We start from the raw sequence: 17,902 nt of genomic DNA, 5'->3' as shown, positions 1-17,902 counted from the left end.
TGCTAAATGCTCGAACGCCGTAGCGCCCACAGAGCGACGGCGCTCGCCGAGGCGACGTTCAGCGAGTCGACTCCGTGCACCATGGGGATGGTCACGATCGAGTCGGCGGATGCCAGCGCCCGCCGCCCGAGTCCATCGCCCTCGGCGCCCATCACGAGTGCGACGCGCTCCGGCGGCATGGCCGCGAAGGCGTCGAGAGCCACGGCGTCGTCGGCGAGGGCGAGCGCGGCGATGTGAAACCCGCTGGCGTGCAGCACCTCAGCCGCGCCGTCCTTCCACTCGGGGAGTCTCGTCCAGGGCACTTGCAGCACCGTGCCCATCGACACGCGCACGCTGCGCCGGTACAGCGGGTCGGCGCAGGTCGGCGTGACGAGCACCGCATCCGCTCCGAGACCCGCAACCGATCGGAAGATGGCGCCGACGTTCGTGTGATCGACGAGCCCGTCGAGAACGACGACCCGGTGCGCCTCCGCGAGGAGAGCCGGCACGCTCGGGAGCTCGGGGCGGTGCATCGCCGCGAGGGCGCCGCGGTGCAGGTGATAGCCCGTGAGCGTCTCCAGCGTCGGTGCGTCCCCGACGTAGACCGGAACGTCGGGATATGCGTCGAGCAGCGGCGCGACATCCGTCAACCACTGTTCCTGGGTGAGCCACTGTTCCTGTACCAGCACGGACCGCGGCCGGTGGCCGGCCTGCAGCGCTCGCATGATCACTTTCGTGGACTCGGCGATGTAGAGTCCGCCGGCCGGCTCGCTGACGCGTCGCAGCGCCACGTCGGTGAGCCGTGAGTAATCGGCGAGGTCGGGGTTGGCCGCGACGGCGGCATCGTCGAGGTGGTCGATCCGGCGGACATCCATGCGAAACATCTTGCCCGTACGATTTAACCGAGCGGTTATGGAGGTGCGCGAATGGCCGTGGGTGCGAGAGCGATTGTCGACCCGCAGACGGCCGGCCACGTGGCCGACCCTGCGCTGGTCGACGGGGCGCTGCTCGAGCGCGCGCTCGCGGCGTTGTCCGGCCGCACTGTCACGGCGGTGACGGGCGCCGGAGTGAGTACCGATTCCGGTATTCCGGACTACCGCGGCGCAGGGGCCCCCAAGCGCAACCCGATGACGATCGAGCAGTTCCTCTCGTCGTCGCGATCGCAGAAGCGTTACTGGGCCGGTTCGCACCTGGGCTACGGCGCGTTCAACGCGGCCATGCCGAATGCCGGCCACCTCGCTCTCGCTGGTCTCGAGGCCGCGGGAGTCGTCAATGGCGTCGTCACCCAGAACGTCGACGGCCTGCACGTGCGCGCCGGCTCGCGGCGCGTGGTTCCGCTCCACGGTTCGATGGATCGCGTCATCTGCGTGCGCTGCGGCCAGGTGTTCGCGCGCCCCGAGATCGCAGCTCGCATCGACGCGGCCAACCCGTGGCTCGCCAAGCCCGAGTCGGTCGTGATCAACCCCGACGGCGACGCCGAGGTGGCCGACGTCGATGACTTCGTCGTCCCCGAGTGCACAGTCTGCGGCGGACTGCTCAAGCCGGACGTCGTGTTCTTCGGCGAGTTCGTGCCGGTCGACCGCTTCGACGAGGCGAAGGCGCTGATCGCCGGCGCTCAGGCGCTCCTCATCGCTGGGTCCTCCCTTGTGGTCAATACCGGCATTCGTCTCGTCGAGCAGGCTCGTCGCCGCCGCCTTCCGATCGTTGTCATCAATCGCGGGGTCACGAAAGCCGACGACCGCGCGACGCTGAAGATCGACGGGGGCACCTCGGAGTACCTTTCAGCGATAGCCGCCAGACTGGAGTCGTGAGCTCCCCCTCCCCCACGCGCGCATCGCACCCCACGCGCATCTCCCTCGTTCGTCATGGGCAGACCGACTGGAACAAGACCGGTCGCATTCAGGGTCGCAGCGACATTCCTCTGAACGACACGGGTCGTGAGCAGGCACGAGAGACGGGTCGCGCTCTGCGCGGGCGCCGCTTCGATGGCGTGTACGCGTCACCGCTGAAGCGCGCCCTCGAGACGGCCGCGATCATCGCGACCGAATTGCGGATGCCTCAGCCGACACCTGTTCCCGGCCTGGAAGAGCGCAGCTACGGTGACGCGGAGGGCATGGACGGCCAGGAGATCCGCGCGGCATTCGGCGACGACCGAAGCAACGTCCCGGGCTGGGAGAACGACGCGAGCCTGCTCAACAGAGTGCTCGCGGCGCTCGCGCGGCTCGGCGCCCACCACGAGGGCGAGCGGGTGCTCGTGGTCGCACATGGCGGCGTCATCGGCGCGATCGCTCGGCATTTGACCGGCGGTGAGCGCCCGGCGAAGGGCGAAGCGATCCTGAATGGCTCCGTACACGACCTGGAGGTCGTCGACGGCGAGCTCGCGCTCGTGAACTTCAACCTCGCCGGCGCCGACATCGCTGCCATCGATGTGGATGTCGATATCGATGGCCAAAGTGGTGTCGGCGTCGATGCGCAGCTCGGCGCCGACAAGGCGGGTGAGGCTGCGCGATGACCCACCCTCGTTCGACGGCACCCGGCGTGGAGGATGAGGCGCGGGCTGTTGACACGCCTGCACCCCCTACGTCCGCTACATCTGCTGCGCCCGCGCTCGGCGCGACGATCCTGTGGCGCTGGTGTCGAATGTTTGACGCCGAGCCGCTCACGCTGTTCGCCTATCTGCGCTTGCGCAGCGAGGTGTTCGTCGTCGAGCAGGACTGCGTCTACTCCGACATGGACGACCACGACCTCCACTCGTGGCACCTGACGGGTCACGACGCCCACGGTCGCGTGGTCGCGGCGCTCCGCCTCGTGCCGCCGGGCGCCAAGCATCCGTCGCCGTCCCTCGGCCGCGTCGTCATCGCGCCCCACGCGCGTGGTACCGGGGCCGGGCACCAGCTTGTCGCTGAGGCGTTGCGGAAGGCGGCGGCCGAGTACCCCGGCTTCGGGCACGAGATCTCGGCTCAGGCACATCTGCAGCGCTTCTACGGTCGTCACGGATTCGTTCCGCAGGGTGACGAGTACCTCGAGGACGACATTCCCCACATCGCAATGACAATGACCGCCGAGCAGATGGCCGAGATCTAGCGGATCGCGTATCGGTGCATCGTGACGCCGCTGTCGAACCTGTTCTGCTCGAGCAGGTCGAGCAGAACAGGTTCGAACTCCTTATGCCCGATTGAGTCGAAGAGTGGCCGTCCGGACCCGAGGATGGCCGGGTGCGTGAACAGCAGCAACTCATCGAGTAGGCCGGCCTCAAGCAGCTGAGTGGCCACGGTCGCGCCGCCCACCCCGATGTCGCCGTTCGTTTCCGCCTTGAGATCCGCGAGTTGCGCAATCGCGTCAGGGGCCCCATCAGCGCCCCCGCCGAAGATTCGAGTGTTGTGCTCCGCCGTCGTACGGGTGCGCGAGACGAGGACCTTGGGGATGTCCGTCCAGATCGCCCCGTACTCTCGCAGGTAATCGGGCAATGACCGGTCGTTGCGCGCGTTCGGCCAGAACGGGTCCATCAGTTCGAAGACGATGCGCCCTTGGACCATCATCGACAGCCCACGTGCGCGAGCGTTGAAGTCGCGGTGGAGCTGCTCGTCGATGAGCAACCAGTCGGGGCCACCGAGGTCGGAGTGCTCGCCGCCGGCGCGCTCGATGAGGAGATCTATCGAGACGTTCATCCAATACACGAATCGGGCAGCCATGCGCACAGCATCGAGCCACGGGGCGCTCGCCGCAACGATTGATTCCAGATTCGAAACTATGCACGATCATCGTGCCAAGGTAGCGGGACGAGAAGGCCCGCGATGAAAGTTATCCACAGCTTCCAATGGGAGCCGCAAATGTCGGTGGGTCCTGCTTGAATCGTCCCATGAGCATCGAAATCGCGTTCGACCAGGCTGCTGAGCAGTCAGCGTTTGCGCTCGGTGCGTCATGGCAGGCCGAACAATTCGAGCGTGTGGTGGCGATCCGGAAGGAGATCGCTCGCCTCGAGGCTGAAGAGGTGCATGTGCTCAGCGGACTGCTCGCCGAGGCAGAGGGTGAGGCCGGGGAAGACGCCATCGATGCTGCAGACCCAGCCGACGTGACGCGGCGACATGACCTTGCGGTCCGGTCGATCGCGACTGAGCTCGCCGCCTCGACGCACACGAGCGTGAACGCGGCGCAGTCGCGGCTCGGCGAGGCATGGGTGCTGTCGAACCAGCTACGGGCGACGCTCACCGCGCTCGAGGCGGGCGACATTTCGCGAGCGCACGCGCACGAGCTCGTGACCGAGACCGACCATCTGGGCGGCGCTCGCTTTGAGGCTGAGCTGGCGCTGCTGCCGCTCGCGAAGGCATTGCCGATCTCGCAGTTCCGGCGCCGTGCGAAACGCGCCCTGGAAACCCTCGAGAAGGACTCGTTGAAAGCTCGGCATGCTCGCGCGTTCGCTCGGCGACGAGTCGACGTCACAGCCGCGCGCGACGGCATGGCGCATCTTGACGCGTACATCGACGCGGCCGACGCCGCTTTGCTGAGAGCCGGCCTTCAGAACGCCGCGGCCGAGGCACGGTCACTCGGTGACACTCGCTCGGCAACGCAGCTGCAGGCCGATCTCTTCGTCGACATCCTGAGTGAGGGCAACGTGACGATCGGCGCGGGGGCGCCCCTGACGGCGTCGAGCAGTGGCGCGACCGACGAGCTTGTCTCGGTGTCGAGCGGCACGCTCATCAGCCGCGCTCCGGTGACCGTCGATGTGCTGATTCCAGCGGCGGTCCTCGCCGGCAGCAACGGCAGCAACGGCAGCAGCGGCAGTGACAGCAGCAACGGCAGTGACGGCAGTGACGGCAGTGACCAGCACAGCGCCGCCGACCTCGCGGGCGCTGGAGACACGCCCGCCAGTGCGGAAATCGTCGGCCTGGGTGTTATCGACCCCGTGCGGGCGCGCCAGTTGGTCGCGCGAGCGCCGAGTCTGCGACGGATTCTGACAGATCCGATCAGCTCGGCCATCGTCGATTTCGATCGCAAGACCTATCGCGTCCCGGCTGAGCTGAAACGCATTATTCAGCGTCGCGATGGTCACTGTCGCGCGCCCGGTTGCTTCCTTCCGGTCTCCGTGACCGAGCTCGACCACACGCGCGCCGCCGCAGGGGGCGGACCCACCGCGCTGTGGAATCTCGCGTGCCTGTGCCGCAACCATCATCATCTGAAGCACGAGGCCGGCTGGGGCCTCAAGCAGTACCTCGGCGGCATCCTCGAGTGGCGCTCGCCCTCAGGCAGGTTCTATCGAACCCACCCGGAAGTCGCCGTCGTGGGGCCGCCCGGTCAGCCCGTCGACCCGTGGCGCCCGCCGAGCACAGGTCAGCCGGCCCCGTTCGACCTCCCCGACGAGATCGAAGACGACGGTGGCGGAGATCCTGCCGGGGGCGGAGGGCCTAGCGGTGCTGGAGAACCTGCCGGCGGCAGAGTACCCGGCGGTGCTGGAGAACCTGCCAGCGCTGCAGAACCCGGCGCTCGTGGAGAATCCCACGATGAGGACTGAACCGCAGAGGCGGCGTGGCCGTCGTGGCAGCACATGCGTGCCACTGCCCGCATGGCGCTACTCGGCGCGCACCGACCTGAGCACCTCTAGCAGGGCGCGGGCCGAGGCGCCCCAGCTGAACGTCGCGGCCTGGGCGACACCGGCGCGGCTTGCGGTGGTCCAGGCATCCGTTGCTTCGAGCGAGCGGATGCCGCGGGCGACGTCGCTCGGCGACGCAGGGTCCACGAACACGGCCGCGCGGCCGCCGACCTCGCGGAAAATCGGGATGTCGCTCGCCACGACCGGTGTGCCGACGCGCATCGCCTCGATGACGGGAATGCCGAAGCCCTCATCCCATGAGGTCGTCACGAGTGCATGGGCGCGAAGCAGTGCCGTCTCGTAGTCCGCGTCGCTCGCGCCGTTGTAGAAGACGAGTCGCGCACCGGGGGCCAGCGCTTCGAGTCGCGCCCGCTCTGCGCCGGTCGCCCGGCTCATGAGATGCAGTTCGTACTCCGCTGGAAGCTCCGCGATCGCGCGCACGAGCGTATCGACGTTCTTGTAGGGCATGAACTGCCCCATGTGCACGAGCACCCGCGTTTCTGCGCTCGGCGGGGTCCGCGTCGCCGCAGCCGCGAGTGCCGCAGCTGACGGGTCGGACGCCGCGTTGTACACCACGTGGATGGGGCGTCGTGTGAGGCGATGCTCGGTGATGAGCGCCTTCGTCGTCTCGGAGACCGCGACGACGGCATCCGCTCCATTGAGCAGCGTGCGCTGCGGCCACCACGACAGGTGGTACAGCCGCCACGCGATCCTCACGAACCATGGCAGATCCCGGGGCGGCGTGCGATGGCGGTAATAGATGAGGTCGTGCACGGTGAGCACCAGCGGGTACCGACGCCCACGAGAACCCATGGTCTGCATCGGCGAGTAGACCACGTCGGCGCCGAGGCGGTCCACGAGCCGGTTGACCTCGCGGGCGACCCACGGCTCCCCCGCAGCGGTCTGCGAGCTGATGAGGTGCCACGGCAAGTCGGGCAGGTTCGCGAGCTGTGCTTCATCGCTGATCAGCATCTCCACCGGCGTCAGCATCGCGAGCTCACGCACGAGTTCCGCACTGTAGCGGCTGATGCCATCGTGGCGGCCGGTGCGCACGTACCGGCAGTCGAAGAGGACCCTCATGCCCCGATCCCGAACCGGCGCGCCAAGAACTGCGAAATGTGAGTCGCCGCCTCTTCCGGCTTCTCGTAGTGGATCAGATGACCCACCCCATCGATCACCTCGAGCTCGGCATCGGAGAACAGCGTCACGAGCCGGCGCTCAGCGGCGAGCGGAGTGATCTGGTCGTTCGCTGCGGCGACGAGAAGAACCGGCAGCTCGACACGTGCGGCGTACTCGCTCACGTCGTGCGAAACCGACGCGCGGAACGACTCGAGCAGCGAGCCGCGGTCGGCGAAGGACGAGAAGTAGGCATCGTGCTGCCCGTGGATCCACCTGCGCAGCTCGGGCTCCCGGGTGGTCGCCATCGCGATGCTCATCGCACGGACAATGCCCGGGTTGCGCAGCAGCGCGTTACCGGGCCTGGGCGGCAGTTCGCGCGCGAGCCAGTAGTAGAAGATCGCGGCCGCGGTCCCGATCGCCTTCGGGCCCGACAGGGCGGGAGCCCCGATCGGATTGATGAGAATCGCAGCGGATGCGTCGAGCAGGCCCTCGTCGGCGCCGTGTTCAGCGAGCGCTGCGGCCACGACGATCGAGCCGAAGGAGTGGCCGAGCAGAGTGATCGGTCCTTCGGGCTCCACGGCGCGGGCGAACTCCCCCAGCCAGCGCGCATAGCCGGCGATGTCGTGGGTGCGATCGCGGAAGGCATCCGATGCGCCGAATCCTGGCAGGTCGGGCATGATGACGTGCTGGCCGGGCAGGTTGCCGACCACCGGTTCCAGCCCGTGGTGGTCGCCGCGGAACCCGTGCACGGCGATGATCGTGCCGTGACCCGCTGCGGTGCCCGCCGCGGCGGACTCAGCCGGGTAGTCCCACCAGCGGGTCATGCCGCCCGGCAGCTCGATCTCGCGCATCGTCCCCAAGGCTAACGGGTGCGCTTGCGGTCAACGTCCGAGGTCCCTTCTACGCTGGTCTCATGAGCGGATGGCATGAGCAACTGGGCGTTTTCGACCTCGAGACCACGGGTGTCGATACTGAGACGGCGCGCATCGTGACGGCTCACGTCGGGGTGATCAACGAACTCGGCATCACGGTCTCACGACAGGACTGGGTGATCGACCCGATGGTCGAGATTCCCGATGCGGCGGCGGCTGTGCACGGCTACACGACCGACCGCGTGCGGATCGAGGGCATGGAGGCCGCGCTCGGGGTTGCTGAGATCGTCGCGGCGCTGCGCGTGCTCTTCGACCGCGGGGTGCCCGTGGTCGCCTACAACGCACCGTATGACTTCACTGTGCTGAACCGTGAGGCGAAGCGCCATGGCGTCGCACCCCTCGACAAGCCGTCGCCGATCGTCGACCCGCTGGTCATCGACAAGGCGGTCGACCGCTACCGCAGGGGCAAGCGCACACTCGAGCTGACGGCGCAGTTCTACGGCGTCGATCTGGGCGACGACGCCCACGACGCGGGTTTCGACGCGATCGCCGCCGGTCGCGTCGCGCAGGCGCTCGCCAACAAGTACGCCGCAGATCTGGCGATGACCGCGCTCGAACTCCACGACAAGCAAGTCGAGTGGTTCCGCGAGCAGGAAGAGAACTACGCTGCGTTCCGCCGGAACAAGCTCGGCGATCTCAACTTCGTGGCGTCCGGCACCTGGCCCGAGCGATTCTGAGACGCGGAAAGCCCCCGGCATGCCGGGGGCTTTCCGATGGCGCTGCTTACTTCTTGGCGCCGAAGTTCTTGAAGCGCTGGTTGAAGCGCTCGACACGACCGGCCGAGTCCATGATGCGCTGCTTGCCCGTGTAGAACGGGTGCGACTCGGACGAGATCTCGACGTCGATGACGGGGTACGTGTTGCCGTCTTCCCACTCGATCGTCTTGTCGCTGTTCACGGTCGAACGCGTGAGGAACGTCGCGCCCGAAGCCAGGTCGCGGAAGACCACCGGGGCGTAGTTCGGGTGGATGTCAGCCTTCATAGTGAGATGCCTTTGAAACGTCGGTTAGGAATGGGAAGAAAAAGGTCGGCGCTAGCCCAAGAAACAGCTTACCAGATCGCCGCCGGCGCTACTTCGCGCGCGCTGTGAACCGGCCGCCGCTCGATTCGACGACGACGTCGACACCGAACGCCGAACTCAGGTTGCTCGAGCTCAGCGTCTCGTCGATCCGACCGGATGCGGCGATCTTGCCGCCGACGAGCAGAACCGCGTGGGTGAATCCGGCGGGGATCTCTTCGACATGGTGAGTGACCATGACGATCGCAGGGCTCGACGGCGACGCGGCGTACCCGCCGAGCAGGCGGACGAGCTCTTCGCGAGCCCCGAGGTCGAGCGAGGCGGCAGGCTCGTCAAGCAGAAGCAGCTCGGGATCGGCCATCACCGACCGCGCGATCTGCACGCGCTTCTGCTCACCGTCGGACAGCTCGCCGAACCGGCGCTCGGCCAGATGGTCGACGTTCCACTCGGCAAGCACGCGGTGGGCGCGGCGCTCGTCGATGTCTTCGTATTCCTCTTTCCAGCGTGCGGTGATGCCGTACGCCGCCGTGAGGATGATGTCGAGAACGCTCTCGCCATACGGAAGCCGGCGGGACAGTGCACTCGAGGCGAAACCGATGTGCGGCCGCAACTCGGCGGCATCGGTCTCGTTGGTCACGTCTTCGTCAAGCAGAGTGACCGTGCCCGCACTCGGCGTGATCTGCGCGGCAGCGAGCTGGAGCAGAGTGGTCTTTCCAGCGCCGTTCGGCCCCAGCACGACCCAGCGCTGGTCGTTCTTCACCCGCCAGTCGACCTCGGAAAGGATCGTGTTGCCGGATCGCTCGACGGCGACGCCCTTCATGCTGACGACGGTGCTCGACATGCTTCCAACCCTATCGGCAGATCAGCGTAGGGATTTATACACGGATGCTGTCTGCTCAGCGATCGAGGACCAGGAGAACGCGTCGCGTGCACGCTCGTGCCCGGCCTCGCCCATGGCCTTCGCGCGCGCGGGGTCGCTCAGAACCTCGGTGAGCGCCGCGGCGAGATCGGCGACGAAGCGGTCGGGGTCGGTGGGCGTGCCCGTCCCGTCCTGCACCTGGTCGATCGGGACGAGGCGACCCGTGACACCGTCGACGACCACCTCGGGAATGCCGCCGGTGGCGGTGCCGACGACGGGAAGGCCGCAGGCCATCGCCTCGAGGTTCACGATGCCGAGCGGCTCATAGACCGACGGGCACACGAACACCGTCGAGGCGGACAAGACCGCGGTGAGCTGATCGCGCGGGAGGATCTGATCGATCCACACGACGCCCGAGCGCGTCTGCTGCAGTTCGGCGACGAGCCCCTGGACCTCGGCCAGGATCTCGGGGGTGTCCGGCGCACCGGCGCAGAGCACGAGCTGCACCTCTGACGGCAGCGACCTCGCTGCGCGCAGCAGATAGGGCAGCCCCTTCTGCCGGGTGATGCGCCCGACGAAGACGACGGCGGGCCGGTCGGGGTCGACGCCGAGAGCGCGTGCGGTGTCAGCGTCGGGGTTCGGCTGCCACTGGGTGAGGTCGATGCCGTTGTAGACGACGTGGGTCTTCGCCGGGTCGATCACCGGATAAGAGCGCAGAATGTCGCGTCGCATTCCCTCGGAGACGGCGATCACGGCATCCGCCGCCTCATATGCCGTCTTCTCTATCCAGCTCGATACGCGATACCCGCCGCCGAGCTGCTCAGCCTTCCACGGGCGCAGCGGTTCGAGGCTGTGCGCGGTGACCACGTGAGGCACGCCGTGCAGCAGCTTGGCGAGGTGACCGGCACCGTTCGCGTACCAGGTGTGGGAGTGCACGACGTCGGCACCTGCAGCGGCCTGGGCCATCTGCAGGTCGACGCCGAGGGTCGCGAGGGCGGGGTTGGCCGAGGTCAGTTCGGCGGGCACGCCATACGAGAACACGTCGGCTTCGGCGCGCGGTCTGCCGAACGCGTGCACGCGCACCTCGGTGTGGGCGCGCAGGGCTTTGACCAGTTCGGCGACGTGAACTCCGGCGCCCCCATATACCTCAGGCGGATACTCGCGTGTCAAGACATCCACTCGCATGCACCTGACGCTAGTACAGGCCGGTCGGGCCAACTAATGTCGATTTCATGAGGGCAGGTAGGAAGATCTTCGGCGTCGTTCTTGCCGGCGGCGAGGGAAAGAGGCTCATGCCGCTGACCGCGGATCGGGCCAAGCCCGCTGTCCCGTTCGGCGGTCAATACCGTCTCATCGACTTCGCCCTGTCGAATCTGGTGAACTCCGACCTGCGGCAGATGGTCGTGCTGACCCAGTACAAGTCGCACTCGCTCGACCGGCACGTGTCGCAGACCTGGCGACTGCCTCAGCTGCTCAATTCGTACATCTCTTCCGTACCCGCGCAGCAGCGGCTCGGCAAGCGCTGGTTCTCCGGCTCGGCCGACGCGATCCTGCAGAACCTCAACCTGCTGCGCGACGCCAAGCCCGACATCGTCGTCGTGGTCGGCGCGGACCACGTCTACCGCATGGACTTCGCTCAGATGATCGAGGCGCACATCGAGTCGGGTGCGCGCGCCACGGTCGCGGCGATCCGCCAGCCGATCGGTCTCGCCAACCAGTTCGGCGTGATCGAGGTCGATGAGCAGTCGCGCGACAAGATCGCAGCGTTCCGTGAGAAGCCGCTCGACCCGGTCGGGCTGCCCGACGCCCCGCACGAGGTGCTCGCCTCGATGGGCAACTACGTCTTCGACGTCGACGCCCTGATCGAGGCCGTCGAGACCGACGCGGACCGCCCGGAGTCGAACCACGACATGGGCGGCGACATCGTGCCGTACTTCGTCGACCGCAACGAGGCCGGCGTCTACGACTTCAAGGACAACGACGTGCCCGGCTCGACGGAGCGCGACCGTGCCTACTGGCGCGACGTCGGAACGATCGAGTCCTTCTTCGAAGCCCACCAGGACCTGATCTCGGCGCTGCCCGTGTTCAACCTGTACAACCGCGAGTGGCCGATCTACTCGCAGGAGTTGAACTCGCCGCCCGCCAAGATCGTCCGTGATGCACGGGGCTCGCTCGGCACGACGATCGACTCGATCATCTCGCTCGGCTCGGTGATCTCGGGCGCGCACGTCGAGCGCAGCGTGCTCGGGCCCTGGACCCTCATCGACTCGGGCGCGAACATCACCGACACCGTGGCCTTCGACCGCGTCGAGATCGGCCCGGGCGCGCAGGTGCGCCGTGCCATCCTTGACAAAGACGTTGTCATCGAGCCGAACGCTCAGGTCGGCATCGATCCCGCCCGCGACCGCGCGCGCGGTTTCACCATCACCGAGTCCGGCCTCGTCGTGGTCGGAAAGGGAGTCCACGTACATCCATGAGCGCGCGTCACGAGGGCGCCACCGTTCCCTTCCTGGTCGTCCTCGACGCAGACTCCACGCTCTTGCACGATGAGGTGATCGAGCTGATCGCCGATCACGCCGGCACGACCGAACTCGTCGCCGACATCACGACGCGAGCGATGATGGGCGAACTCGATTTCGCGGACTCGTTGCGTGAGCGGGTGGCGACACTGGCAGGTCTGTCGACGGATGCCTTCGCCGAGGTCCGCGGGCGCCTGACGGTGACTGCGGGCGCATCCGAACTGATCGCGGCGGTGCACGCGACGGGCGGCAAGGTGGGCGTCGTCTCTGGCGGCTTCCACGAGGTGCTCGACCCGATAGCCGAGGGCCTCGGCCTCGACTTCTGGCGAGCCAACCGGCTCGAGGTGGCCGGCGCCGACGGCGCGCAGACCCTCACCGGCCGCGTCGACGGGGCGATCGTCGACGCGCAGGTGAAAGCACAGACGCTCACCGAGTGGGCGGATGCCTCAGGCATCCGTGAGTCGCGCACCATCGCCATCGGCGACGGCGCCAACGACCTCGAGATGATGGCGATCGCCGGCCTCGCCGTCGCGTTCAACGCGAAGCCGCGCGTGCGCGACGAGGCCGACGTCGTGATTCCGGCTCAGGATCTCTCGCAGGTGCTGGGGTTGCTGGGACTTAGGGGCTGAGCCGCGACCTGCTCGCGCGGCCAGCGCTCAGCCGAAACCGGCGCGACGCGAGGCTCAGTGCCCCATGCCCAGTCCGCCGTCGACGGGGATGACGGCGCCGGAGATGTACGCGGCGTCGTCGGACGCGATCCACGTGACGACCCCCGCGACCTCGGACGCCGTACCGTAGCGGCCGGCGGGGATCGCTCGCTTGTACTCGGCCGTCTGCGCCTCCGGAAGCTCGGCGGTCATGTCGGTCTCGATGAACCCGGGGGCGACGACATTCGCGGTGATGCCCCGGCTGCCGAGCTCGCGGGTGATCGAGCGCGCCATGCCGATGAGGCCGGCTTTCGACGCCGAGTAGTTCACCTGACCGGGGTTTCCGTAGAGGCCGCTGATCGACGAGATGAACACGATGCGCCCGTGACGCGCCTTGATCATTCCCTTGAGCGCGCGCTTCACGACGCGGAAGGACCCGCCCAGGTTCGTGTCGACGACCGCGTCGAAGTCGTCCTCGCTCATGCGCAGCATGAGCGTGTCGCGAGTGATGCCGGCGTTCGCGACGACGACCTCGATCGGGCCGAGGGCTGCCTCGACCTCGGAATACGCCGCATCGACGGCCGCGGCATCCGTCACGTCCGCGCGCACCGTCATGGCGCCCTCGGGGCCCGCCCCCGAGCGGGCGGTGACGGCGACACGATGCCCCAGAGCGATGAACGCCTGCGCGATGGCGAAGCCGATTCCGCGATTTCCGCCGGTAATGAGCACGGTACGAGGAGTTAATTCAGGCATACGGGAATGGTATTGGCTCGGGGGACGTAGGCTGGAACGAACGTCATGAAGAGCCCGTCGCACACCATCACCGCACTTCCGCCGTCGCCGGAACGAGAGCGGCACAAGCGCATGATCGAGTACACGATCATGATGATCATTCGCGTGCTGTGCGTCCTCGCGTGCATCTGGGTCCGCGGCTGGTGGCTCATCCCGCTCGGACTCGGCGCCGTGTTCCTGCCCTACTTCGCCGTCATCATCGCGAACGCGGTTCAGGCGGGCGAGGCCGGCACCGTCGAGCGGCCCGGCGCGATCGAGCGCAATCACGGCGAGCAGTGAGCCTGCTCGGCGAACCTGCGGTCGACACGTGCTCGCGGGCCGGTTGCCGGGCGACCGCGGTGTGGCGGATCGACTGGCGCAACCCCAAGATCCACACGGCCGAACGCGGCAAGACGTGGCTCGCCTGCGCCGAGCACAGAGACTTTCTCTACGGATTCCTCGACTCGCGCGGTTTTCCGGTTTCGGTCTCCGAGCTCATTCCTCGGGCTTAGGCTCGTCGTCGCTCGGCTGGATCACGATGACGTCGTGGGAGGCGCGCTTGGGGGCGGCCTGCGTCGGCTCGCCCGCTGAGGCCTCATCGAGGGCGAACTTCGGGCCGGCGCCAGGGGGTGCGATGGCGACTGGGCCCTCGATGCCCCACCGCGACATCGGGACGAAACCGTCGAGGAGCTCGTCTTCGATCTCTCCGTCGGTGAACTTCTTGCGTGCCGCCTTCTCGCGCCGGTTCCGGGCGCGGACGCGCTCTTCCGGATCGTCGGCGTTGATGCGCCGGAACTCGACCTGCACCGCGTAGTAGAGCGCCACGAACCCGCCGATGGCGAAGAGGACCCACTGCACCATGTACGACCAGTGGATCGCTGTGTTCGCGGTGGGCGCGCTCGTGACGACGGCACCGAGTGCCTTCGACGCCGGTGTCTGCGTCTGCAGCAAGCCGTAGGCCCCGGTGTACACGCTGCCGCCGATGCGCTGCTTGACCTGAGGCAGGTCGATCGTCTCGATCTGGTTCTTGATCGCCGGCGTCGAACCGCGTTTCGCCTCGCTCGGCTGCAGACGCGCGATGAGGCTGACGGTGCCGCTCGGCGGCGCGGCGACTGGCTTCGGCAGGTCGGGGTCGGCGTTGCTCGCGTCGACGCAGCCGCGATCGATGACGAATACCTTGCCGCTGGTGAGGCGCAGCGGCGTCAGGATCTCGAAGCCGGTGTCGTCGCCGCACGGCCGTGTGCGCACGACGAGTTGCTGGTCGGGCAGATAGGTCCCCGTGACGGAGACCCGTTTGTAATCGTCGGCGAAGCGATAGGAGTCGAGCTTCGGCAGCGCCGAATCGAGCGGCACGGGGTCGGCGTTGAAGTTCTCCTGCACCCGGGCGTTGTAGCTCGTCGCCTTCTGACCACGGTCGAGCTGCCAGTGCGACAGGAACACGCACGCGACCGCGAACACGACGGCCGCGATGATGTAGACGACCCAGCGGCGGGTGCGGACGAACTCGTAGCCGACCATGCCCTCGGTCGTCGTGTCGTAGACCGCGGCCGTTTTGCGCTCGAGGGCACCGGGGCGACGCGCTTCAACGGCGCGCGAGCCGCGGTGCTGCAGCGACCCCTGAGGGTAACGTTCGGGCACGCATCGATCCTCTCGCGCCTCGCTGTGTGGATTCTCTCGACGGGCTCAGCTCGACGGCAGGTCCTGTCGCCGACGCTACGCGAGCTCGACCAGCTCCGCGTAGTCGGGCGTCCAGAGGTCCTCAGTGCCCTCGGGCATGATCAGCACGCGCTCCGGGTTCAGCGCCTCGATCGCGCCCGGGTCGTGCGAGACGAGCACGACGGCGCCCGAATAGTGCGCGAGGGCGTCGAGGATCTCTTCGCGTGAAGCGGGGTCGAGGTTGTTCGTCGGCTCGTCGAGCAGCAGCAGGTTCGCCGACGAGACGACCAGCATCGCGAGCGCGAGCCGTGTCTTCTCGCCGCCCGAGAGCACCCCGGCGGGCTTGTGCACGTCTTCCCCGGAGAACAGGAACGAGCCGAGCACCTTACGGGCGTCGGTCTCGGTGAGGTGGGGCGACGCCGACACCATGTTCTGCAGCACCGAACGGCGCACGTCGATCGTCTCGTGCTCCTGCGCGTAGTAGCCGACCTTGAGCCCGTGACCGGGCTCCAGCTCGCCCGTATCGGGCTCGTCGACCCCCGCGAGGATGCGCAGCAACGTCGTCTTCCCCGCACCGTTGAGACCAAGGATCACGACCTTCGAACCACGGTCGATCGCGAGATCGACAGCGGTGAAGATCTCCAGCGAACCGTAGGACTTCGAGAGATCGGATGCTTTGAGCGGGGTCCGCCCGACCGGTGAGGGCTCCGGGAACCGGAGCTTCGCCACCCGGTCGGCCTGGCGCACCTCATCAAGGCCGGCGAGCAGTTTCTCCGCACGCGCCATCATCTGGTGAGCCGCCGCGGCCTTGGTCGCTTTGGCACCGAACTTCGCCGCCTGCAGCTGCAGCGCCGACGCCTTCTTCTCGGCGTTGGCGCGCTCCTTCTTACGGCGCTCCTCGTCGGCGGCGCGCTGGGCCAGGTACTTCTTCCAGCCCATGTTGTAGATGTCGATCACGGCGCGGTTCGCGTCGAGGTAGAACACCTTGTTGACGGCCTCTTCCACGAGCACCACGTCGTGGGAGATCACGATGAAGCCGCCCTGGTAGTTCTTCAGGAAGTCGCGCAGCCACACGACGGAGTCGGCATCGAGGTGGTTGGTCGGCTCGTCGAGGATCATCGTCTCCGCGTCGGAGAACAGAATGCGCGCGAGTTCGATGCGCCGGCGCTGACCGCCCGAGAGCGTCCTGAGCGGTTGGTCGAGGATGCGGTCGGGCAGATTCAGATTGCTCGCGATGGAGGCCGCCTCCGCCTCAGCCGCGTAACCGCCCAGCTGCTCGAAGCGCTCCTGCAGGTTGGCGTAGCGCCGCATCGCCTTCTCGGCCACCGCGGCGTCGGCATCCGACATCTTGTGCGTCGCGTCGTTGATCTGCAGGTTCAGCGTGCCGAGCCCGCGCGCGTCGAGGATGCGCGTGCGAGCGAGCATCTCGGGGTCGCCCGTGCGCGGATCCTGCGGCAGGTAGCCGAGCTCACCCGCGCGGGTGACAGTGCCGTCGGCCGGCGCGAGGTCGCCCGCCAGCACCTTGGTGAGCGTCGTCTTGCCCGCGCCGTTACGGCCGACCAGGCCGATCTTGTCGCCTCGCTGCACACGGAAGTCGACGCCCGACATGAGAGTACGGGCGCCGACGCGGATCTCGAGGTTGGAGACTGCTAACAATTGCCTGCCGAAATCAAATTGAAAAACCCAGGGCTCGCATCATGTCGCGACCGTCATCGGTGATGCGCTCGGGCCCCCACGGCGGCATCCACACCCAGTTGATGCGGAATCGCTCCACGACGCCGTCGAGGGACTCGCCAGTCTGCTCCTCGAGTACGTCGGTGAGGGGGCAGCCGGCGCTCGTCAGCGTCATCGAGATGATGAGGGCGTCGTTCTCGTCGTCCCACGCGAGGTCGTAGATGAGCCCGAGGTCGACGATGTTCACGCCGAGCTCGGGGTCCATCACGTCCTTGAGCGACTCGACGACCTGGTCGAAGAGTGAAGGTGCGAGTGAAGTGGCCATGATTGTCTAGCCTACGTTCACGGCAGCGGCATCGTCCGTGCCGGCGGCCTCGACGCTGGCTGACTCCGGCACGAGGTAGCGGTCATAGCCTTCGTCCTCAAGACGCTCCGCGAGGTCGGGTCCGCCTTCCTCAGCCACCCTGCCGGCGACGAACACGTGCACGAAGTCCGGCTTGATGTAGCGGAGGATGCGCGTGTAGTGCGTGATCAACAGGATGCCGAGCCCGTTGGCGGCGTGCGCACGGTTCACACCCTCCGACACGATCTTGAGCGCGTCGACGTCGAGCCCGGAATCGGTCTCGTCGAGCACCGCGAAGCCGGGCTTGAGCAGCTCGAGCTGCAGGATCTCGTTGCGCTTCTTCTCGCCGCCCGAGAAGCCCTCGTTGACGTTGCGTGCCGCGAAGGACGGGTCCATGCGCAGCTTCGTCATGGCCTCCTTGATGTCCTTCGACCACTGCCGGATCGAGGGCGCCTCGCCGTCGATCGCCGTCTTCGACGTGCGCAGGAAGTTCGTGTTGGTGACACCGGGGATCTCGACCGGGTACTGCATCGCGAGGAACAGGCCGGCGCGGGCGCGCTGGTCGACCGTCATCGCGAGGACGTCTTCGCCGTCGAGCGTGATCGTGCCGCCGGTCACTGTGTACTTCGGGTGGCCCGCGATCGTGTACGCGAGCGTCGACTTGCCCGATCCGTTCGGGCCCATGACCGCGTGGATCTCGCCCGACTTCACGGTCAGGTCGACGCCGCGCAGGATCTGCTTGGTGCCCTGCTCGGTCTCGACCGTCGTCTGCAGGTCGTGGATCTCGAGAACTGACATT

Annotated in this window: 21 protein-coding genes; 9 read left to right on the top strand and 12 right to left on the bottom strand. The window is 67.4% G+C overall.

Annotation, left to right across the window (positions count from 1 at the left end; translation table 11 throughout):
* Positions 1-2: 2 nt before the first annotated feature.
* The gene (locus ACFOYW_RS15100) at positions 3-854 is read right to left on the bottom strand and encodes a TrmH family RNA methyltransferase (protein WP_390230640.1); all 852 of its coding nucleotides are present in this window, start codon (positions 852-854) and stop codon (positions 3-5) included.
* 51 nt (positions 855-905) lie between these two features.
* On the opposite strand from ACFOYW_RS15100, the gene ACFOYW_RS15095 reads away from it, so the two are divergent.
* The 3 genes from ACFOYW_RS15095 to ACFOYW_RS15085 all read left to right on the top strand — a co-directional run bounded on the left by ACFOYW_RS15095 (position 906) and on the right by ACFOYW_RS15085 (position 3,063).
* Positions 906-1,790: a Sir2 family NAD-dependent protein deacetylase gene (locus tag ACFOYW_RS15095; RefSeq protein WP_390230637.1), complete on the top strand. Its 885-nt coding sequence runs from the start codon at positions 906-908 to the stop codon at positions 1,788-1,790.
* The gene (locus ACFOYW_RS15090; RefSeq protein ID WP_390230634.1) at positions 1,787-2,491 is read left to right on the top strand and encodes a histidine phosphatase family protein; all 705 of its coding nucleotides are present in this window, start codon (positions 1,787-1,789) and stop codon (positions 2,489-2,491) included. Before ACFOYW_RS15095 ends, ACFOYW_RS15090 begins: the two co-directional genes overlap by 4 nt.
* Before the next feature lie 128 nt (positions 2,492-2,619).
* A complete protein-coding gene (locus ACFOYW_RS15085; protein ID WP_390230632.1) occupies positions 2,620-3,063 on the top strand; it encodes a GNAT family N-acetyltransferase in 444 nt (147 codons plus the stop codon).
* Here ACFOYW_RS15085 and ACFOYW_RS15080 read toward each other — a convergent pair.
* Positions 3,060-3,671 (bottom strand): dihydrofolate reductase family protein, encoded by a 612-nt coding sequence (locus ACFOYW_RS15080; RefSeq protein WP_390230629.1) that lies wholly within the window; start codon positions 3,669-3,671, stop codon positions 3,060-3,062. The genes ACFOYW_RS15085 and ACFOYW_RS15080 overlap by 4 nt on opposite strands.
* A 167-nt stretch (positions 3,672-3,838) precedes the next feature.
* On the opposite strand from ACFOYW_RS15080, the gene ACFOYW_RS15075 reads away from it, so the two are divergent.
* The gene (locus ACFOYW_RS15075; protein ID WP_390230626.1) at positions 3,839-5,488 is read left to right on the top strand and encodes an HNH endonuclease signature motif containing protein; all 1,650 of its coding nucleotides are present in this window, start codon (positions 3,839-3,841) and stop codon (positions 5,486-5,488) included.
* A gap of 57 nt (positions 5,489-5,545) precedes the next feature.
* Here the strand turns inward: ACFOYW_RS15075 and ACFOYW_RS15070 are convergent, their stop codons facing one another.
* Both ACFOYW_RS15070 and ACFOYW_RS15065 read right to left on the bottom strand, forming a co-directional pair.
* Entirely contained in the window at positions 5,546-6,646 is a 1,101-nt protein-coding gene (locus ACFOYW_RS15070) for a glycosyltransferase family 4 protein (protein WP_390230624.1), read from the bottom strand.
* The gene (locus ACFOYW_RS15065) at positions 6,643-7,536 is read right to left on the bottom strand and encodes an alpha/beta fold hydrolase (RefSeq protein ID WP_390230621.1); all 894 of its coding nucleotides are present in this window, start codon (positions 7,534-7,536) and stop codon (positions 6,643-6,645) included. Before ACFOYW_RS15065 ends, ACFOYW_RS15070 begins: the two co-directional genes overlap by 4 nt.
* A gap of 62 nt (positions 7,537-7,598) precedes the next feature.
* On the opposite strand from ACFOYW_RS15065, the gene ACFOYW_RS15060 reads away from it, so the two are divergent.
* Entirely contained in the window at positions 7,599-8,294 is a 696-nt protein-coding gene (locus tag ACFOYW_RS15060) for an exonuclease domain-containing protein (protein ID WP_390230618.1), read from the top strand.
* Positions 8,295-8,340: 46 nt separating this feature from the next.
* Here the strand turns inward: ACFOYW_RS15060 and ACFOYW_RS15055 are convergent, their stop codons facing one another.
* The 3 genes from ACFOYW_RS15055 to glgA form a co-directional block, all read right to left on the bottom strand.
* Complete coding sequence (locus ACFOYW_RS15055) at positions 8,341-8,598, bottom strand: type B 50S ribosomal protein L31 (RefSeq protein ID WP_390230616.1); 258 nt, start codon at positions 8,596-8,598, stop codon at positions 8,341-8,343.
* A gap of 88 nt (positions 8,599-8,686) precedes the next feature.
* Positions 8,687-9,475: an ABC transporter ATP-binding protein gene (locus ACFOYW_RS15050; protein ID WP_390230613.1), complete on the bottom strand. Its 789-nt coding sequence runs from the start codon at positions 9,473-9,475 to the stop codon at positions 8,687-8,689.
* A 21-nt stretch (positions 9,476-9,496) separates the two neighbouring features.
* Entirely contained in the window at positions 9,497-10,678 is a 1,182-nt protein-coding gene (gene glgA / locus ACFOYW_RS15045) for a glycogen synthase (protein ID WP_390230610.1), read from the bottom strand.
* 47 nt (positions 10,679-10,725) lie between these two features.
* On the opposite strand from glgA, the gene glgC reads away from it, so the two are divergent.
* Together glgC and serB are read left to right on the top strand one after the other, a co-directional pair.
* A complete protein-coding gene (gene glgC / locus ACFOYW_RS15040; RefSeq protein ID WP_390230607.1) occupies positions 10,726-11,970 on the top strand; it encodes a glucose-1-phosphate adenylyltransferase in 1,245 nt (414 codons plus the stop codon).
* Entirely contained in the window at positions 11,967-12,641 is a 675-nt protein-coding gene (serB, locus tag ACFOYW_RS15035) for a phosphoserine phosphatase SerB (protein WP_390230604.1), read from the top strand. Before glgC ends, serB begins: the two co-directional genes overlap by 4 nt.
* Before the next feature lie 54 nt (positions 12,642-12,695).
* On the opposite strand, the gene fabG is transcribed toward serB, so the two are convergent.
* On the bottom strand, positions 12,696-13,412 hold the full coding sequence (fabG, locus tag ACFOYW_RS15030; RefSeq protein ID WP_390230602.1) for a 3-oxoacyl-ACP reductase FabG: 717 nt from the start codon (positions 13,410-13,412) through the stop codon (positions 12,696-12,698).
* 45 nt (positions 13,413-13,457) lie between these two features.
* On the opposite strand from fabG, the gene ACFOYW_RS15025 reads away from it, so the two are divergent.
* A complete protein-coding gene (locus ACFOYW_RS15025) occupies positions 13,458-13,730 on the top strand; it encodes a DUF3099 domain-containing protein (RefSeq protein ID WP_390230599.1) in 273 nt (90 codons plus the stop codon).
* Positions 13,727-13,942, top strand: a complete 216-nt coding sequence (locus tag ACFOYW_RS15020; RefSeq protein ID WP_390230597.1) for a hypothetical protein — start codon at positions 13,727-13,729, stop codon at positions 13,940-13,942. Before ACFOYW_RS15025 ends, ACFOYW_RS15020 begins: the two co-directional genes overlap by 4 nt.
* Here the strand turns inward: ACFOYW_RS15020 and ACFOYW_RS15015 are convergent.
* The 4 genes from ACFOYW_RS15015 to sufC form a co-directional block, all read right to left on the bottom strand.
* Positions 13,926-15,068 carry an SURF1 family cytochrome oxidase biogenesis protein gene (locus ACFOYW_RS15015; protein WP_390230594.1) on the bottom strand — a complete coding sequence of 381 codons (1,143 nt, stop codon included), beginning with the start codon at positions 15,066-15,068 and terminating at the stop codon, positions 13,926-13,928. The two genes, ACFOYW_RS15020 and ACFOYW_RS15015, sit on opposite strands and share 17 nt — an antisense overlap.
* A gap of 75 nt (positions 15,069-15,143) precedes the next feature.
* Positions 15,144-16,742 (bottom strand): ABC-F family ATP-binding cassette domain-containing protein, encoded by a 1,599-nt coding sequence (locus tag ACFOYW_RS15010; protein ID WP_390230592.1) that lies wholly within the window; start codon positions 16,740-16,742, stop codon positions 15,144-15,146.
* A gap of 13 nt (positions 16,743-16,755) precedes the next feature.
* On the bottom strand, positions 16,756-17,085 hold the full coding sequence (locus ACFOYW_RS15005; RefSeq protein ID WP_390230589.1) for a metal-sulfur cluster assembly factor: 330 nt from the start codon (positions 17,083-17,085) through the stop codon (positions 16,756-16,758).
* Positions 17,086-17,091: 6 nt separating this feature from the next.
* Positions 17,092-17,901 (bottom strand): Fe-S cluster assembly ATPase SufC, encoded by an 810-nt coding sequence (sufC, locus tag ACFOYW_RS15000; RefSeq protein WP_390230586.1) that lies wholly within the window; start codon positions 17,899-17,901, stop codon positions 17,092-17,094.
* Position 17,902: the final 1 nt, after the last annotated feature.

Origin of the sequence: Gryllotalpicola reticulitermitis (genome assembly GCF_042651345.1) — a bacterium.
Lineage (GTDB): Bacteria > Actinomycetota > Actinomycetes > Actinomycetales > Microbacteriaceae > Gryllotalpicola > Gryllotalpicola reticulitermitis.
This window is presented reverse-complemented; position numbering and strand designations above follow the sequence as displayed.

Coding starts and splice junctions, on each gene's coding strand:
- ACFOYW_RS15055 (WP_390230616.1), bottom strand. CDS start 8,598: ATGAAGGCTGACATCCACCCGAACTACGCCCCGGTGGTCTTCCGCGAC.
- glgA (WP_390230610.1), bottom strand. CDS start 10,678: ATGCGAGTGGATGTCTTGACACGCGAGTATCCGCCTGAGGTATATGGG.
- ACFOYW_RS15025 (WP_390230599.1), top strand. CDS start 13,458: ATGAAGAGCCCGTCGCACACCATCACCGCACTTCCGCCGTCGCCGGAA.
- ACFOYW_RS15065 (WP_390230621.1), bottom strand. CDS start 7,536: ATGCGCGAGATCGAGCTGCCGGGCGGCATGACCCGCTGGTGGGACTAC.
- ACFOYW_RS15005 (WP_390230589.1), bottom strand. CDS start 17,085: ATGGCCACTTCACTCGCACCTTCACTCTTCGACCAGGTCGTCGAGTCG.
- ACFOYW_RS15095 (WP_390230637.1), top strand. CDS start 906: ATGGCCGTGGGTGCGAGAGCGATTGTCGACCCGCAGACGGCCGGCCAC.
- ACFOYW_RS15085 (WP_390230632.1), top strand. CDS start 2,620: ATGTTTGACGCCGAGCCGCTCACGCTGTTCGCCTATCTGCGCTTGCGC.
- fabG (WP_390230602.1), bottom strand. CDS start 13,412: ATGCCTGAATTAACTCCTCGTACCGTGCTCATTACCGGCGGAAATCGC.
- ACFOYW_RS15080 (WP_390230629.1), bottom strand. CDS start 3,671: ATGGCTGCCCGATTCGTGTATTGGATGAACGTCTCGATAGATCTCCTC.
- ACFOYW_RS15060 (WP_390230618.1), top strand. CDS start 7,599: ATGAGCGGATGGCATGAGCAACTGGGCGTTTTCGACCTCGAGACCACG.
- serB (WP_390230604.1), top strand. CDS start 11,967: ATGAGCGCGCGTCACGAGGGCGCCACCGTTCCCTTCCTGGTCGTCCTC.
- ACFOYW_RS15070 (WP_390230624.1), bottom strand. CDS start 6,646: ATGAGGGTCCTCTTCGACTGCCGGTACGTGCGCACCGGCCGCCACGAT.
- ACFOYW_RS15100 (WP_390230640.1), bottom strand. CDS start 854: ATGGATGTCCGCCGGATCGACCACCTCGACGATGCCGCCGTCGCGGCC.
- glgC (WP_390230607.1), top strand. CDS start 10,726: ATGAGGGCAGGTAGGAAGATCTTCGGCGTCGTTCTTGCCGGCGGCGAG.
- ACFOYW_RS15050 (WP_390230613.1), bottom strand. CDS start 9,475: ATGTCGAGCACCGTCGTCAGCATGAAGGGCGTCGCCGTCGAGCGATCC.
- ACFOYW_RS15075 (WP_390230626.1), top strand. CDS start 3,839: ATGAGCATCGAAATCGCGTTCGACCAGGCTGCTGAGCAGTCAGCGTTT.
- sufC (WP_390230586.1), bottom strand. CDS start 17,901: ATGTCAGTTCTCGAGATCCACGACCTGCAGACGACGGTCGAGACCGAG.